Source organism: Fontibacillus panacisegetis, assembly GCF_900102215.1.
Taxonomy (GTDB): Bacteria; Bacillota; Bacilli; order Paenibacillales; family Paenibacillaceae; genus Fontibacillus; species Fontibacillus panacisegetis.
This window is the reverse complement of sequence record NZ_FNBG01000004.1, coordinates 25,213-39,761: the sequence shown is the minus strand read 5'-3', so window position 1 is coordinate 39,761 and position 14,549 is coordinate 25,213. Positions and strand designations below refer to the sequence as shown.

Here is a 14,549-nt window from a genome sequence, read left to right as displayed (position 1 = left end):
AATCCTGATGCAGCTTATGGATAGCTGTATCAGGATTTTTTTGTGCTTTTGCAGAGCTCCTGTTTGATGAACAACCCACCATTTCTACGTCACTATTGACGTTCATGCTCCTGTTAGATGCAAAGCTGCAATGATTAGCAGACAGAGAGGACGTTATTTGTGTTATATGCTGTTTATTGGGAATTATCGGACACCAGCGCCATTTTTTTGCAAGATTACTGTCAGCATTGCCAGCAGTGCCTCATTTTGACTAAATAGCTTCTCCTATGTCCGCACATCATCGCAAAAAGAGAGTTTCGGGGAAATAGCGGCTTTCATGTCCGCTAACGTGAAGAGTGCGGTATCTGTGCGGTCCAATAAAAAATCAAAAGAACCTCACACCATGGTGAGGTCCTTGATTTAAATAGGTTTATGTCGTCGTTTCCGGATTGCCACCGGATACAGTGGCCAGTGCTGGTGAAGGCTTATGTTTGAAGATTGGGATCAGAATGATGGCTCCGATCAACATAATGATGCCGGATACGGAATAGATACCTACAAGCGGGAAGAATTTTTTGAATATTCCGGCCAAAGACATCATAATAACCATCATGCCCATGAACATTGGGCTAAGTACACCATTTACCCGTCCTACATACTCTTGCTCTGTCCATTGCATAATCATTGTGTTGATGCCAATTTGAATGCAAGGGAAGGTGAGACCATTAAGAAACTGAAGAGCCAGTGTTAATGGAATACTTGTGGAAAAACCCATTCCTACTATACATATTGCACTTACTGTGATTCCGAATGCCAATAGCACTTGTGGAGGGATTTTTTTGGCAAGGGCCATAACTGCAATACCACCGATGAGCATGGCAACACCATTTACCATAAGTAAAAACTGCAAAAATTCCTTCGTTTGGCCCAGTCGTTCTGTAACGACGAACAGCCCAAGCGTCTGGATCGTACCCACTGCAAAGCCAGCGATTGCAAAAGTAGCACCTAGCACGCGGAGGACAGGACTACGCCATACATAACGGAAGCCGTCTGCCAGCTCTTGGCGGATATTTGTTTTTGCAGCTGTCTCGTTAGCCTCCGGCTCTTTGTCAGCAGGTAAACGGAACAACACGATCGCAGACAGCAGAAAGGCTACGCCCATCACGCCAATTGAAATGTAAATTCCAAAATGGTGATAAGAGAAAATACCAAGGGATGGACCCAGAACCATAAAGATGGCCATCAATGATTGAAACATAGCCATGCCTTGCTGCATTTTTTCAGGGTGGATATGCTGCTTGAACAGCTTCATAACCGACGGCTGTGAAAACTGTGATAGGATCGCTGAGATAAAAGTGGCGAAATAGACCATTTCCCATGAACCATACATTAAAGTGATTAGTACGGCAAATACCGATGCGGCTGACAGAAAATCACACCAAATCATCGTTCGTTTCGGCTTCCAGCGATCGGCAAAAGCACCTCCGATGAAGGAAAACACAAAGATAGGTGCAAACTCAACGACAGAGATGAGTGAGATGGCCAGAGGGTCGCTATTCGTCTGATCGGTTACGAACATAAGAATCGCGAAATTTCTGACCCAGATACCGATCTGCAAAAAAATGTTGGAGATCAGCACAGTTTGGAAAAATCGGTTGCTGAACAAGCTTTGTGATGCTGGTGAATCTGGAGAAGCTGTGGTAGACATTGCGATTATCACCTCAATATGGTTTCTCTATATTAATACATTAGTTTAAAACGTTCTATCTGATCCCAAAGTTTCTCTTTTTGCAAGATTTCTACCTGTTTTTTACCTAAAAGGTCAAAGTGGGGGAATTTGGCGCGATTATGAATATACTTTGGATGGAGGTCGTGCTGCAGGCACCATTCAGTAAGTCGATTCAAATCGGCACAGCCTACTTTGGTTACGGTTTTGATTCCTGGGAAACGGGGGTCCAGCCAATAATGAGTTAAATATGCGATTTTCCCTTCAGCGACTTCCCGTTTCCAGTTGCTTAATTCGTCTCTGGTAATTCCAAAAGCCATATATATTCCTTCCTTGTCGCAATACTAATAAGTTATTAATGCACCTTTGTTTGTATAAATATTAAAGTATTACGTATGAATACCTCTCCACAGAAAGGAGACGATGGTTGCGGCAGCTTCCTGTTCAGTGGTAAAAAGCTTCTGATCGACATCATATTGGCGCTGCCCGGCTCTCAGCATTGCTACATAAATATATGCAGTGATCTTGGTATCCTCACAATAAATTTCATGGTTTGCAACTGCCTGATCAAAGCCAACCTGAAGAGTGTCATAGAGAGCATTTTCACTTTGGATTAACTGTTGCTGCTGTTCAGGTGTAAGGTGGTGCTTGACCTTCTCAAACATACCGTTCACATGAACCTGAGGTATTTTTAAATACTTCTCCGTAATCAAAGTCAGTCGTTCCTTAAAAGACCCTGATTGATCGAGAATATCCTGGATACGGTTCTTAACCTGGACTAAAGTTTCAACCATAGACGAGACAAATAAATCATTTTTGGTTGGGTAGTAGTAGTAGATCGTTGCTTTAGTAACGCCGCAGTGCTCAGCAACCTCGTTCATGGAGACAGCGTCGTAGCCTTTTTCCATAAAAAGAAGGGAAGCTGTGACAAGAATTTGTTTATGAGTTGGCATGCTGTCATGCTGCAGAACGGGGCGACCAAGCGGTTTTTTGTTCGGTGTGTTCATCATATCACCTCAACACCTTATTCTGAGCAATGATTATACCATAAGCAAATTGTTGAAGAAAATTTAATTCAAAAAATATTGATAATTAACCTTCCAGTATATATAATTAATATGACAAATGTCACAGAGAAATTTAAATGAGAACCGGGGGATGGAGGAGTGAATGGAGATATTTTTTGAACGAATGGGCCGCTTAGTTGCTGGAAAAAGAACAAAATGGATTACGCTGCTCGTTTGGATTTTGCTTGCAGCTGTGCTTAGCATCGTTTGGCCAGGCGTAAAATTAATGGAACAAAATAATGCGCCTAACTTAAGTAACGACAAGCCTTCTGTTCAAGCCAGCCTGCTGGCTGAGCAAGAGTTTCCAAATGATAGCGGCATACCTGCTCTGCTGGTCTGGAATAGAGAGGGTGGGCTTAATGATGAAGATTTTGGCAATATCCAAAAGCTGACCGCTTATTTCACGGAAAATCCGGTGGGAGGTCAAGAATTGGTGCCGCCATTTGATCGCATACCATTGCCTGCACTGAAGGCGGAGGCATCAGAGGATGGTACTGCGTTTGTACTGCCGTTTTTCTTTGAAAAAACTTCAGATTCCGAAATTATGGAATCGGGAGTAGAAGAGATAAGAAAACAAGCCGAGGTTTTATTCGGCTATGATCCTTTTGCTGTAAAACAAGGAGACGTAAATGAAATATCGGCCAGAGTATCTGGTCCGGCAGGAATATCTATCGATGCTGTCGGGTTATTCTCCCAAGCAGACGTATCCCTGATGATTGCCACGGTTCTTATTGTTCTAATATTGCTGCTGTTGATTTACCGTTCGCCAATTTTGGCTATTATTCCGATTATTGCAGTAGGCTTCGCTTATGGGGTATCGAGTCCCATTTTGGGCAAAATGGCCGAGCTGGGCTGGATTACATTTGACTCTCAAGCTATTTCGATTATGACCGTATTGCTGTTTGGTGCAGGAACGGATTATTGCCTGTTCTTGATTTCGCATTTCCGCCAGTATTTGACGGAAGAGAGCAGCAAAGCTAAAGCGCTGCTTAAATCCTTGAAGGACTCGTCAGGCGCCATTGCAATGAGTGGATTTACAGTCGTTATCGCGCTGCTTGTTCTATTGGTAGCTGAATATGGGGCGCTGCATCGTTTTGCCGTTCCATTTAGCTTGTCGATCCTGATCATGGCATTTGCCAGCTTAACACTGGTTCCTGCGTTGCTTGCTATTTTGGGCCGGGCTTCATTCTATCCGTTCGTTCCGCGAACACCAGAAATGCAGGAGGAACGTGCAAGAAAGAAAGGCAAGAAGCTCAAAGCAACGAATAAAAAACCTATTGGAGGCTGGATTGGTCGGGTCGTAACGAAAAGACCATGGGCCGTCGTATCCATTACGGTCGTTATACTTGGGGCCTTGGCTCTTAACGCTACAAGAATTGAATATACGGTTGACCTGTTATCTTCGTTTCCTGAGGACACTCCATCCCGTGAGGGCTTTGCTGTAATTGGAGAAAAATTCACACCTGGAGAGCTTGCGCCAGTCAAATTGATGGTAGATACCGAAGGGAAAGAGGTAGCATTACAGGACAGCTTCAAGGATCTTCCGTACATTAGCAAAGTGTCTGACCCTGCACAAGGGGCAACGAATACTAACATCCAGGCAATAGATTTAGAGTTTAATATTAACCCTTACACGAATGAAGCAATGAATCATATTCCTGATATTCGAGCAGAGGCAGAAAAATCGCTGCAAGACGCGGGTGTTTCTTCTCCAGAAAATAAAGTATGGATCAGTGGTCAGACGGCAACTCAATATGATACTGAAATGACGGATAGCAGAGATGCGAAGGTCATTATTCCGATCGTTATCGGACTCATTGGGCTGTTGCTGTTAGTTTATCTGAGATCAATCGTTGCGATGATTTACTTGATTTTGACCGTTGTATTATCTTATTTTTCAGCGCTCGGTCTAGGCTGGATCGTCATTCATGATTTTATGGGAGATGCTGCTATTCAGGGCTTGATCCCTGTCTATGCTTTCGTGTTCCTTGTAGCGCTCGGCGAGGATTATAACATCTTCCTGATCTCAAGCATTTGGAAGAAAAGAAAAGAGATGCCTCTGAAGCAGGCGATTCAGGAAGGGGTAACAGAGACTGGCGGGGTTATTACATCGGCTGGCCTGATTCTCGCAGGGACGTTCGCTGTACTGGCTACTCTGCCAATTCAAGTTCTGGTACAGTTCGGGATCATTACGGCAATCGGCGTGCTTCTTGATACCTTTGTCGTAAGACCATTCCTAGTTCCAGCGATCACGATGCTGCTTGGTAAATGGGCATTCTGGCCAGGACGTCATATGGAAAAGGCTAGTGGTAAAAAATCATTATCGGGTTGAGACACTAAGTAAATAACGGAATAAAGTTTGCAATAAAAAAGATGGGGTAGTTGATAATGACTATTCCATCTTTATTTACATACAAAGGTTGAAAAACTAATGGTATTAGTTTATTATTTAACTAATACCATTAGTTAAAAGAGGGGAAGTCCCATATGAGAATTATTCGTAAAGGAAAGCTGTCACAATTGACGACTATGCCAAGGCTGTTTCCAGTCAATTGTTACTTAGTTGAAGAAGATGAGGGAGTTACACTTATTGATGCCGGGTTGGCTATCAGTGCAAAAGGAATTATGGATGCTATTGATGATAAAGAGGGTTCAAAGCCGTTAACACGAATTATTCTAACGCATGCTCATGGAGATCATGTAGGTGCGCTTGATATCTTGAAATCAGCTTATCCCGAGGCCACTGTTTTCATATCGTCCCGTGATGACCGTTTGCTTCGTGGAGATGTATCACTGGATATAGATGAACCGCAATCTCCAATTCGCGGAGATATCCCTAAAAAAATATGTACCAGAGCGGATGTGCTGCTTGAAGACGGAGACCTTGTAGGTTCACTGCGGGTAATATCTACTCCAGGACATACGCCAGGTTCCATTTCGCTAATGGATACCCGAAGTGGAGCGCTAATAGCAGGGGATGCTTTTCAAGTTCGAGGTGGTGTCGCTGTTAGCGGGGTAATGTCACTACGGTTTCCTTTTCCTGCTCTAGCAACCTGGAACAAAGAGAAGGCATTGTGCAGCGCAAAACGTCTCGCTAATCTAAAGCCTACACTTTTGGCTGTTGGACATGGTGAAATGATAGATAATCCACTTGAAATTATGATGAATGCGATAGATAAAGCCGATAGGAAATTGAACGGGAAATGATATGATTAACAACAGTTTATCTAACCACTAGGAGGAGGAGGTTTACTTCATGTCGCCAAGAGCAGGGATTGATATTCATATAGTGATGAAGGTAGTAATTAACATTGCTGATCAACATGGGGCAGGTGCGGTGACGATTGCTTCTGTCGCTAAAGAGCTGGGTATTAAATCTCCCTCTCTTTACAATCATATAAGCGGTCTCGATGAGCTTAAAAAGAAGCTGGCGATTTATGCAATGGATGAATTACACCATTATATCGCTCAAGCTGTAAAAGGAAAGAACGGAGAGGCTGCTATTCACGATTTTGCGATATCTTATATTTCATATGCTCGCGAGCACCCTGGACTTTATGAAGCAACTCAGTTTGCACCTGAAGGTGAAGATGCGGAGATCAATGAGGCTAGCTATCGTATTGTAAGCTTGGTAATGGACTTGCTGCAAAGCTATCATTTACCCCAGAAGCAGGCACTGCATACGATTCGGGGACTTAGAAGCCTTGTGCACGGCTTTGCTACCTTGGAGCGGCAAGGCGGGTTCAGAATCCCTCTGGATCTGCAAGAGAGCCTTGAGTATAATTTGGAGCTTTTTCTTAAAGGACTATCCTATTATAGTTGACAATATTTTTTACTCTGTGATACTTTAGGCTTGAAATCGAGGTGAGACACTATGGCAAAAAAGAAAGGTCGGAGCGTTCCAAAGGCTGAGGTTAGTGATAAACCGGCTACTCTGAAGGACTTGCTAGGTGCAGATACGATAGCCAAACTAAAGGAACAGGCTAACGAATTGAAGAAGGAAGAACAGGAGCGCCGTGAGGCTGAGCAGCTTAAAGCAGAGGAAGCTCGCAAGGCGGAGCAAAAGCGATTGGATAACGATTTTGAACATTTGTTAAGTAAAAGTGATCTGGATTGGCATAAATACAAATAGAAAGTAACATATGTATAATTGTAATGAAGCTCCTAGCTTAAATGGATAGGAGCTTTTAATATGTTTAAGCGAGGTCAGTAGGAAAATGGACCAATTAAAAATCTGGATATTGCTCTGTGCATTCATAATTTTGCTTGTCTTGTTTAACAAAAAGCAAAAAAAGTCGGCTCAGATCCGAGATGCGTACGAGGAGCTTGAGGGATTAGCAAGTCGAACGCGAAGAGGACGCTCTACATTCAATGATATTAAGAGATGGGAGCGATCACTTCAACGCCTTGAAAAATACCCAAAAGAGCTCAATAAATTGGATTATGATATAAAGCTTCGCCAGGCATTTATGGTATACTTGGAACGTCATTATCCAGAGGATGAACGACTTGAACAGCTGCAGGAAACAGCAGGGTATCAGAAGGATATTTTATGGAGTATGAAGAAAGATCGGTAATGCAATCAAAATGCCAAAAAGGTGGATGAGTTATACTTCTATGAGTAAATTCAACAGCGATTATATAATAACTATGGATGATATCGTTAGGGAAGGCGACGATATTCTGAGAGTAGTAACAGCGCCTGTAAACGTACCGCCGAGTCAGGAAGATCGGGAAGAAATGGCCTCTATGATGATGTTTTTGAAAAATAGTCAGGACCCGAAAATGTCAAAAAAATACAAGCTGAGAGCCGGGGTAGGGCTGTCGGCGAATCAAATTGGACTTAACAAGCGGATGTTTGCTGCTTTACTTGGCGATGAGCAAGGACGCAACCGGGAATATGCTTTATTCAATCCGAAAATTATAAGTCATTCAACAGCTATGGTGTATTTGCCTGAAAGTGAAGGCTGTTTATCTGTCGATCGTGATGTACAGGGATTTGTGCCCAGGTATGAGAAGGTACAGATTAAAGCCTATGACACTGAAGGTAATGAATTAAAGCTGCGCTTCAAAGGCTTTGATGCTATCGTAATGCAACATGAGCTAGATCATTTAAATGGCATTATGTTTTATGACAGAATTAATAAAGATCATCCTTTTAAGCTTCCAGAAGGCGTGCAAATTTCAAGCTTGTATTAAGAACGGGGGAATATGTCCATGACTGCAAAATCAATCATTTCCAGAATTGATCACACATTGCTTAAGGCGGATGCTAATAAAGAGAGTATTTTAAAGCTTGTGGAGGAAGCAAAGGAATATCAGTTTGCTTCGGTATGTGTAAATCCGGTTTGGGTTAAAACTGCATCCGAGGTGCTAAGGAGTGCCTCCAACTCCAAGGTGAAAGTATGCACCGTAATCGGTTTTCCTCTTGGGGCATCGGCTCCTGAAGTTAAGGCATTCGAAAGCACGCAGGCTATTCAAGACGGTGCAGACGAGATCGATATGGTTATTAATATCGGAGCTCTTAAAGATGGAAATGATGATTTGGTCGTTCGTGACATGGTCGGCGTGGTTCAGACTGCAGCTGGAAAAGCGTTGGTTAAGGTGATCATCGAGACCTGCTTGCTGACTCCTGACGAAATCGTTCGGGCTTGTCGCCTTGCGGTATCCGCTGGTGTTGATTTTGTGAAGACATCAACGGGTTTCTCTACAGGCGGAGCAACAGTAGAGGCTGTAGCTTTGATGGCGAAGACTGTTGGACCGGGCATCGGTGTTAAGGCTTCAGGCGGTGTGAGATCTCTTGCCGATGCTGAAGCAATGATCGAGGCAGGAGCAACACGGCTTGGCACTAGTGCAGGAGTTGCTATTGCACAAGGCTTAAGCGGAAAAAGCGATTATTAAAGTTTTAGAAGCACTGATTAGCTCGAATCAACATCAAAAGTAACGTTGATTAAGCACCAGAAGCACTAAGGCAGCGCCCAACAGCTTAAATTACTTCTTATCAGAGACGCCATAAGGCGTCTTTCTTATTTCAAAAAAAGGCAGAGTTTAACATTAACTTTTTTTCAGGGTATCCCGTTATAGCTACAGATAGATTTCGCGCGGAGTTGCCAAAACGATAGGGAATGAGGATGGATATGATTCAAATAGACCAGTTATCTAAAAAATATCGACGTGGAAGCTGGGCGCTTCAGGATGTTAATTTAACTCTGAATGAAGGTATGATCGGATTGCTCGGCCCTAATGGAGCTGGAAAATCTTCGCTGATGCGTATTTTGGCTACTCTAGTAACGCCAACTATTGGAGAGGCATATATCCATGGAATACCGCTTAGCAAAGCAGAGGAGATTCGCCAATTGCTTGGATATCTGCCTCAGCAGTTTCAGGTATATCCTCAACTGACGGGAAGAGAATATCTGGATTATGTTGCAACAATGAAAGGGATCAAAGACAGTAAAATGCGCAAAACGGAAGTAGAACGATTATTAGAAGAGGTTAACCTGACGGATAAGGCAGACAAGAAGGTTCGTACGTATTCCGGTGGAATGAAGCGCAGACTGGGTATTGCACAGGCGCTTACAGGCTCACCCTCCGTACTCATTGTGGATGAACCGACAGCCGGACTCGACCCAGAGGAACGCGTGCGGTTCCGTAATTCGCTCACAAGGTTTAGTCTTGGACGGATTGTTCTGCTATCAACACATATCGTTGCAGATATTGAGAGTAATTGCAGGCAAATTGCGGTTCTGGACAAGGGCAGGGTTAAGCTGTCTGGACAATTGCCGGATTTGCAAAAGCGCGGTGAAGGCCAAGTCTGGGAAGGGATTGTAACAGATCAGGAATATGCTGGACTTGATCCCATGTCTATCGTTTCGACCAGACGAACGGATGACGGATTGCTGTGTCGGATTATAGGGGAGGAGCCGCCGCATGGGATTGATGCCATTTCCGTAAGCCCAACGTTAGAGGACGGGTATATGGTATTGCTTCGGTCCAGTCTTGAGGAGGATTGTTGGACATGAACAAATGGTTACGTCAGTTCCGCTTTGAATTGGGAATGATTTTTCGTAATCCGTGGCTGCTTATCCTGTTAGTGCTGTTTGGAGTATTGATTCTCTGGGTGGTACATGATGCGCATGCAAGTCAGGTTTTTCATGCACAGTCATACAACGCCTTAACCTTGGTTCATACGTTGTCACTGGGTCTAGTCATGCTGATGGGAATATTGGCGATCAGGCGGGATATTAGACGCAAAACCTATGAGTGGAGCGATGCTATACCTTTATCTAATACAACAAAAATAACGGCAAAATATGTGGCAACCCTGCTGTATTTTACGCTTTTCACTATCGCTGCTACCGTGATATATGCTTATTATTCAGCAAAAACTGGTGGAGATGCTTCCGTTACTCTGACCCTCAGTAAGTACTATGCAACTACTTTTGAAGTTTCATATGCAGTTACATTGGCTTTGTCGATTCTGCTTGCCATTTGCATTTCAAATCGGATTGTTTATTTGATCGGATTTTGTGCGTGGATGTTTGGTACGTTTTTTATGGAGATTTTCTTAATTGATAGAATGTATTTATTCCCTCTGCGGACGTTTCATCTGAGCCAATTATTTATTTCAATACAAATGGATAACGAAGTTTGGGCGACTGCGCAGATGGATGAAGAACTCATGTATTCACGGTTATTTGTCCTGGCGTTTACCTTGTTACTGTTAGTTGCAGGAATTACGATATTGAACTGTCTTCGTCGAACAAAACATTTATTTCTCGTGTGGGGAACTGCAATTACTGCATTACTGCTTGCCTGCGGGAGCTTCATGCCTTATGGAGGTTTATGGCAGGGGAGATATGCGCAGTACAAGGAGAAATTGGCTGATCCTACGATCCAGACGATGGAGCAATTTACTCCAATTCAGAATCCAACTTACGAGATTACGGATTACGATGTTTCGATGCATAGGAGTCAAAATGATTATCTTGAGACGAAAGCTACTATACAACTGAATGTACCAACCGACGGACATGTAAATGAGCTGCCTTTTACGTTAAATCGTGCATTCTCGGTAAGCCAGGTGAAGGTAAACGGTGTTGGAGTTTCTTTTCAGCATCAAGGTGAACAATTAACCATCAAGTTAAATGAGAATATCAGCGGGCCTGTAAAAGTTGAAATGGACTATGCGGGAGTGATGATGGATTACTATATGCGGTCAAATGGAAACGGGGAGTTTACTGCTTTTGTGAAGGGTGAAAATGTATTTTTGCCCCAATATATTGGTTGGTACCCATTGCCTGGTTATCAGTCGGTGTACGTGAAAGAGGTAGATCATTCTAATGTTAGACTTGCACCAGTGCATTATGAGATGGATAACAGAGCCCCAGCAAATTTTCGCTTAACCTTAACCGGGTTTAAATCACCGTTGTATACGAGCATACCGGAACACGAACGTTCTGAAGATCGCCAAATCTTCGCGGGACCTGTCAATAATAAAATTACGTTGTTTGGTGGGGAGCTTAAGGAGATGAAGCGTTCCGGTTTACCTGTTACCGTGGTAACTTCTCCGTATAATGCTTCTGCGGTGAACGTCATTTTGGATCATTTGAGTAAAATGAATGATTATTATAGCTCATGGCTGCAAAATTACAAACCTAATATCAATCAGTTCATATATTTTCCAATCAATAACTATATGCCGTTTACATCGGAAAATCAGACTTACGTGGTCACTCATGGGTATTGGGACAATAAGTATATGTCCGAGATTCTAATGAATGCAATGGTGGTCGGAAGCAGGAATGGAGGTTACTTGATTGAAAATACAGAAGACGATGTCCGTCTGCAAATTCGGGCGTTGCTGTGGTATGTGTACTACCGCGAGCAGGAGGACATTACAGACAAGGAGCTAAAGGATGGTTGGGGAAATAGCATGCTTTGGGAGCTATATGATTCCAATAATAGTATAGATCCCGCACGACTAGGGCTCCGAATGTCAGAGCAAGTGGGCAAAGCTATTGATGAAGGAAAATCGAAACAAGTGAAAGAGGTGCTGAGCTTCTTTTATAATCAGAATCTTGAAATAGTCGATGACACTGGGGGGGATTCTCCCTCCGGCAATAGGATCTCTTATGCACAATGGGAGAAGGAATGGAAGAGGGTGATGGAAAGTGAGAGCGGCAGCTGAGCTTTTTCGCCGGGGAGCTATATATGATCTGAAAATACACAAAGGAGGAGGAATGGAGACGATCGCTACCTATCCGGTATCGCTTCGCTTTATGGCTGTGCGTAAATGGCTCGAGGCCATACTCCTGTCTCTTATGGCTAGTGCCGGGTGGATTGCCGTGGAGAAAGAAGGTGAAGAGAGATGATCAGCGACCAAAAGCTGACGCAGCGAATGGCCGATGGAGAGCAGGAAGCATTTGAATTGCTAGTCACCAGATACCATGGGCCTCTTCTAAGCTATGTTACCCAGCAGCTTAAGGATCGCTCAAAAGCGGAAGATATCGTTCAGGAGACGTTTATTCGGTTGATTCGACATTTGCGAAAATATGGGCAATTAGAACAGCTTCGGCCATGGCTTTATAAGGTTGCGCTAAATCTGTGCCGGGATTATTGGAGAAGCGCTGCGTATCGATCAGAACAAATGGCTGTGGATGAATTTCCTGATGATGCAGACCCCTCGTTTGGTGCAGAAGAGCTGCTGGAAAGACAGGAGACCGTCGAGCAAATTTCGAATTCGCTGTCTTGGCTGCCTGATGTACAGCAGGATGTTATCAGGATGCGCTTTTTTCATGACCTCAAGCTCCACGAAATAGCTGAACTGCTAGATATTCCTTTGAGCTCTGTGAAGTCTCATTTATACGGTGCGCTGAGAAAACTCAAGCGTGCCCTTACTAAAAAGAATGATGTAGCATCTTTCGGATCGGGTCGGCGATCCAAATCAAATGAGGAAGCTGAGGTGACATTGCATGAAACACTCCATTGATCAAGAATTGGGGCAGCTCGAACGGGAGCTGAGAGAGCCTCTTCGTCAAGCAGTTTTACCGCCGCCTTCTCCTTCAGAGACATCGGTACTAATCACTGCGCTGCAGCCAGAATTCGATATGCTTAAGGCAGAATCAGCTTCTGCCACACTAGATTTCAATCCTCAAGTAGAAGTGCCATCACTAATGAAGCTGCTTTGGAACCAATTCCGTATATATCGGAAATCACTTGTTTTGATTGGCTCCTTCGTGTTTTTGATGATGATTTTATTGGTTGATCCCAAGCAGCCTATGGATAGTCTTATCATTGTAGGATTTGAGGCGACAAGTCTGTTTCCAGTCATTACACCTCTTTTGATCATGGCTTCAATGCTGTTCAGCAGCCGTACCTCTGATCGTGGGATGAGAAATGTTGAGAGCATTACGCCGTATCCTCCGGCATTGGTCATGTATAGCAGAATGTTGATGGTGATCGGACTTGTTGTCGGCTGGGCTCTGATCAGCTCCATTGTTGTGGGGATGCGTGTATCGGCTGAAGGTGCGGTCACCCTGCCATTCATACCGTTTTTGCTGCGGTGGCTCGGGATATCTCTTTTGGTCGGCGGTGTACTCATGTATGTCATGTTTCGAAAAGGAATAAAAATGGCGTTGTTTTTTTCTGCGGGGATTTATGTAGGCTGGATACTTATTGAAAATTTCATGATACTCTGGTCCGTGCAGTCCAAAACAGCTCTTGATACGTTAATGTTAATTTCCGGGGCACTTCTGATGCTGAGATCTTATTATCGAAGTCGTAATATGCGGGTAAGCAGTCCTGACAGGAGAAAATAACGCATGATAACCATTGATGGATTGCACCAGCCGCAGGGTGATTTTTCGCTGAAAGTAAATCGTTTGAGGATCAGCCAGGGGTTGACGCTTCTCGTCGGGGCAAATGGGGCAGGAAAGTCAACGCTGCTTGAGTTGCTGGCGACGATTCAGATGCCTGCCCAAGGCAGTATATTATATCGTCAACGTTATGCATCCGGGCATCTTCCTCTTCTTCGAAGTCAAATTGGTTATGTTCCTTCGGAAATTGAGCTGTATGAAGAGATGACGGCCTATAAGCTCCTATGTTATTTGGCAGAACTTAAGGGTGTATATCGTAAGGAACAGGTGGAAGGCATAATGCGGGAATTTCGTCTAGAACCATACCGGAAAGTTAAAATCAAGTCTCTCTCACAGGGCATCTGTCGCAGAATCGCTATCGCTCAGGCACTGCTGGCTAATCCGTATTATTTATTCCTCGATGAGCCGCTGAATGCTATGGACATTAGCGAGCGAAAATTGACAATCACATTTCTGACTCGTTATGCGATCGGAAGAACAGTAGTTGCCGCTGTGCATGAATTAAATGAGTGGGAGGCTGCTGCGGATGATGTGCTCTGGTTAGATCGGGGGCGGATTGCTTTTTCAGGTGACCGGGGGCAGTGGACTGAAGATTTACCTTGCCGAGTATGGGAAGGGCCTGTCACAAATGATCAATTTACGAGCTGCTCAGAGAAAACGCTGATTCTTTTTCGGGAGCTTCCGGATGAAGGTATGTTTGTGAGAATTATCTCTGACAAGAGACCGTTCCAAAGTATGAGCGAAGCTGATCCGACGATGGAGGATGCATATTTTGTTCGGAAATATAACCTCAAGGGCTCTATATAATTAAGGACATGACAAAGAATCGATGGAGTAATGTATCCAACGATTTTTTGTTTTTATAAAAAAAACCAAGAATTTATATCGGTTTACTATTTT

General features: G+C 43.7%; 16 protein-coding genes. 13 read left to right on the top strand and 3 right to left on the bottom strand.

Annotated features, from left to right (window positions below; all coding sequences use genetic code 11):
* Positions 1 to 409 precede the first annotated feature (409 nt).
* The 3 genes from BLS49_RS05510 to BLS49_RS05500 all read right to left on the bottom strand — a co-directional run bounded on the left by BLS49_RS05510 (position 410) and on the right by BLS49_RS05500 (position 2,715).
* Positions 410 to 1,687, bottom strand: coding sequence for an MFS transporter (locus BLS49_RS05510; RefSeq protein WP_091227390.1), 1,278 nt, complete (start codon positions 1,685 to 1,687; stop codon positions 410 to 412).
* 32 nt (positions 1,688 to 1,719) lie between these two features.
* Positions 1,720 to 2,025 (bottom strand): hypothetical protein, encoded by a 306-nt coding sequence (locus BLS49_RS05505; RefSeq protein WP_091227388.1) that lies wholly within the window; start codon positions 2,023 to 2,025, stop codon positions 1,720 to 1,722.
* Positions 2,026 to 2,094: 69 nt separating this feature from the next.
* Positions 2,095 to 2,715, bottom strand: coding sequence for a TetR/AcrR family transcriptional regulator (locus BLS49_RS05500; RefSeq protein WP_245742276.1), 621 nt, complete (start codon positions 2,713 to 2,715; stop codon positions 2,095 to 2,097).
* 160 nt (positions 2,716 to 2,875) lie between these two features.
* Between BLS49_RS05500 and BLS49_RS05495 the strand changes: the two genes are divergently transcribed.
* The 13 genes from BLS49_RS05495 to BLS49_RS05435 all read left to right on the top strand — a co-directional run bounded on the left by BLS49_RS05495 (position 2,876) and on the right by BLS49_RS05435 (position 14,456).
* Complete coding sequence (locus tag BLS49_RS05495; RefSeq protein WP_091227387.1) at positions 2,876 to 5,104, top strand: MMPL family transporter; 2,229 nt, start codon at positions 2,876 to 2,878, stop codon at positions 5,102 to 5,104.
* Between the two features lie 155 nt (positions 5,105 to 5,259).
* Complete coding sequence (locus BLS49_RS05490) at positions 5,260 to 5,979, top strand: MBL fold metallo-hydrolase (protein WP_091227385.1); 720 nt, start codon at positions 5,260 to 5,262, stop codon at positions 5,977 to 5,979.
* A 49-nt stretch (positions 5,980 to 6,028) separates the two neighbouring features.
* Entirely contained in the window at positions 6,029 to 6,595 is a 567-nt protein-coding gene (locus BLS49_RS05485) for a TetR-like C-terminal domain-containing protein (RefSeq protein WP_091227384.1), read from the top strand.
* A gap of 51 nt (positions 6,596 to 6,646) precedes the next feature.
* The gene (locus BLS49_RS05480) at positions 6,647 to 6,904 is read left to right on the top strand and encodes a YqkE family protein (protein WP_091227382.1); all 258 of its coding nucleotides are present in this window, start codon (positions 6,647 to 6,649) and stop codon (positions 6,902 to 6,904) included.
* Positions 6,905 to 6,989: 85 nt separating this feature from the next.
* Positions 6,990 to 7,349, top strand: coding sequence for a hypothetical protein (locus BLS49_RS05475; RefSeq protein WP_091227381.1), 360 nt, complete (start codon positions 6,990 to 6,992; stop codon positions 7,347 to 7,349).
* A 40-nt stretch (positions 7,350 to 7,389) separates the two neighbouring features.
* A complete protein-coding gene (def, locus tag BLS49_RS05470) occupies positions 7,390 to 7,971 on the top strand; it encodes a peptide deformylase (protein WP_091227379.1) in 582 nt (193 codons plus the stop codon).
* A gap of 18 nt (positions 7,972 to 7,989) precedes the next feature.
* Positions 7,990 to 8,673, top strand: coding sequence for a deoxyribose-phosphate aldolase (gene deoC, locus BLS49_RS05465; RefSeq protein ID WP_175471319.1), 684 nt, complete (start codon positions 7,990 to 7,992; stop codon positions 8,671 to 8,673).
* A gap of 236 nt (positions 8,674 to 8,909) precedes the next feature.
* Entirely contained in the window at positions 8,910 to 9,794 is an 885-nt protein-coding gene (locus tag BLS49_RS05460; protein WP_091227376.1) for an ABC transporter ATP-binding protein, read from the top strand.
* Complete coding sequence (locus BLS49_RS05455) at positions 9,791 to 11,962, top strand: ABC transporter permease/M1 family aminopeptidase (RefSeq protein WP_091227374.1); 2,172 nt, start codon at positions 9,791 to 9,793, stop codon at positions 11,960 to 11,962. Before BLS49_RS05460 ends, BLS49_RS05455 begins: the two co-directional genes overlap by 4 nt.
* Positions 11,946 to 12,146, top strand: a complete 201-nt coding sequence (locus BLS49_RS05450; RefSeq protein WP_091227373.1) for a hypothetical protein — start codon at positions 11,946 to 11,948, stop codon at positions 12,144 to 12,146. Before BLS49_RS05455 ends, BLS49_RS05450 begins: the two co-directional genes overlap by 17 nt.
* Positions 12,143 to 12,763 (top strand): RNA polymerase sigma factor, encoded by a 621-nt coding sequence (locus BLS49_RS05445; RefSeq protein WP_091227371.1) that lies wholly within the window; start codon positions 12,143 to 12,145, stop codon positions 12,761 to 12,763. The genes BLS49_RS05450 and BLS49_RS05445 overlap by 4 nt, the downstream gene beginning before the upstream one ends.
* Positions 12,747 to 13,592 carry a hypothetical protein gene (locus tag BLS49_RS05440; protein WP_091227369.1) on the top strand — a complete coding sequence of 282 codons (846 nt, stop codon included), beginning with the start codon at positions 12,747 to 12,749 and terminating at the stop codon, positions 13,590 to 13,592. Before BLS49_RS05445 ends, BLS49_RS05440 begins: the two co-directional genes overlap by 17 nt.
* A gap of 3 nt (positions 13,593 to 13,595) precedes the next feature.
* Positions 13,596 to 14,456 carry an ATP-binding cassette domain-containing protein gene (locus BLS49_RS05435; RefSeq protein WP_091227368.1) on the top strand — a complete coding sequence of 287 codons (861 nt, stop codon included), beginning with the start codon at positions 13,596 to 13,598 and terminating at the stop codon, positions 14,454 to 14,456.
* The last annotated feature ends 93 nt before the right edge of the window (positions 14,457 to 14,549 follow it).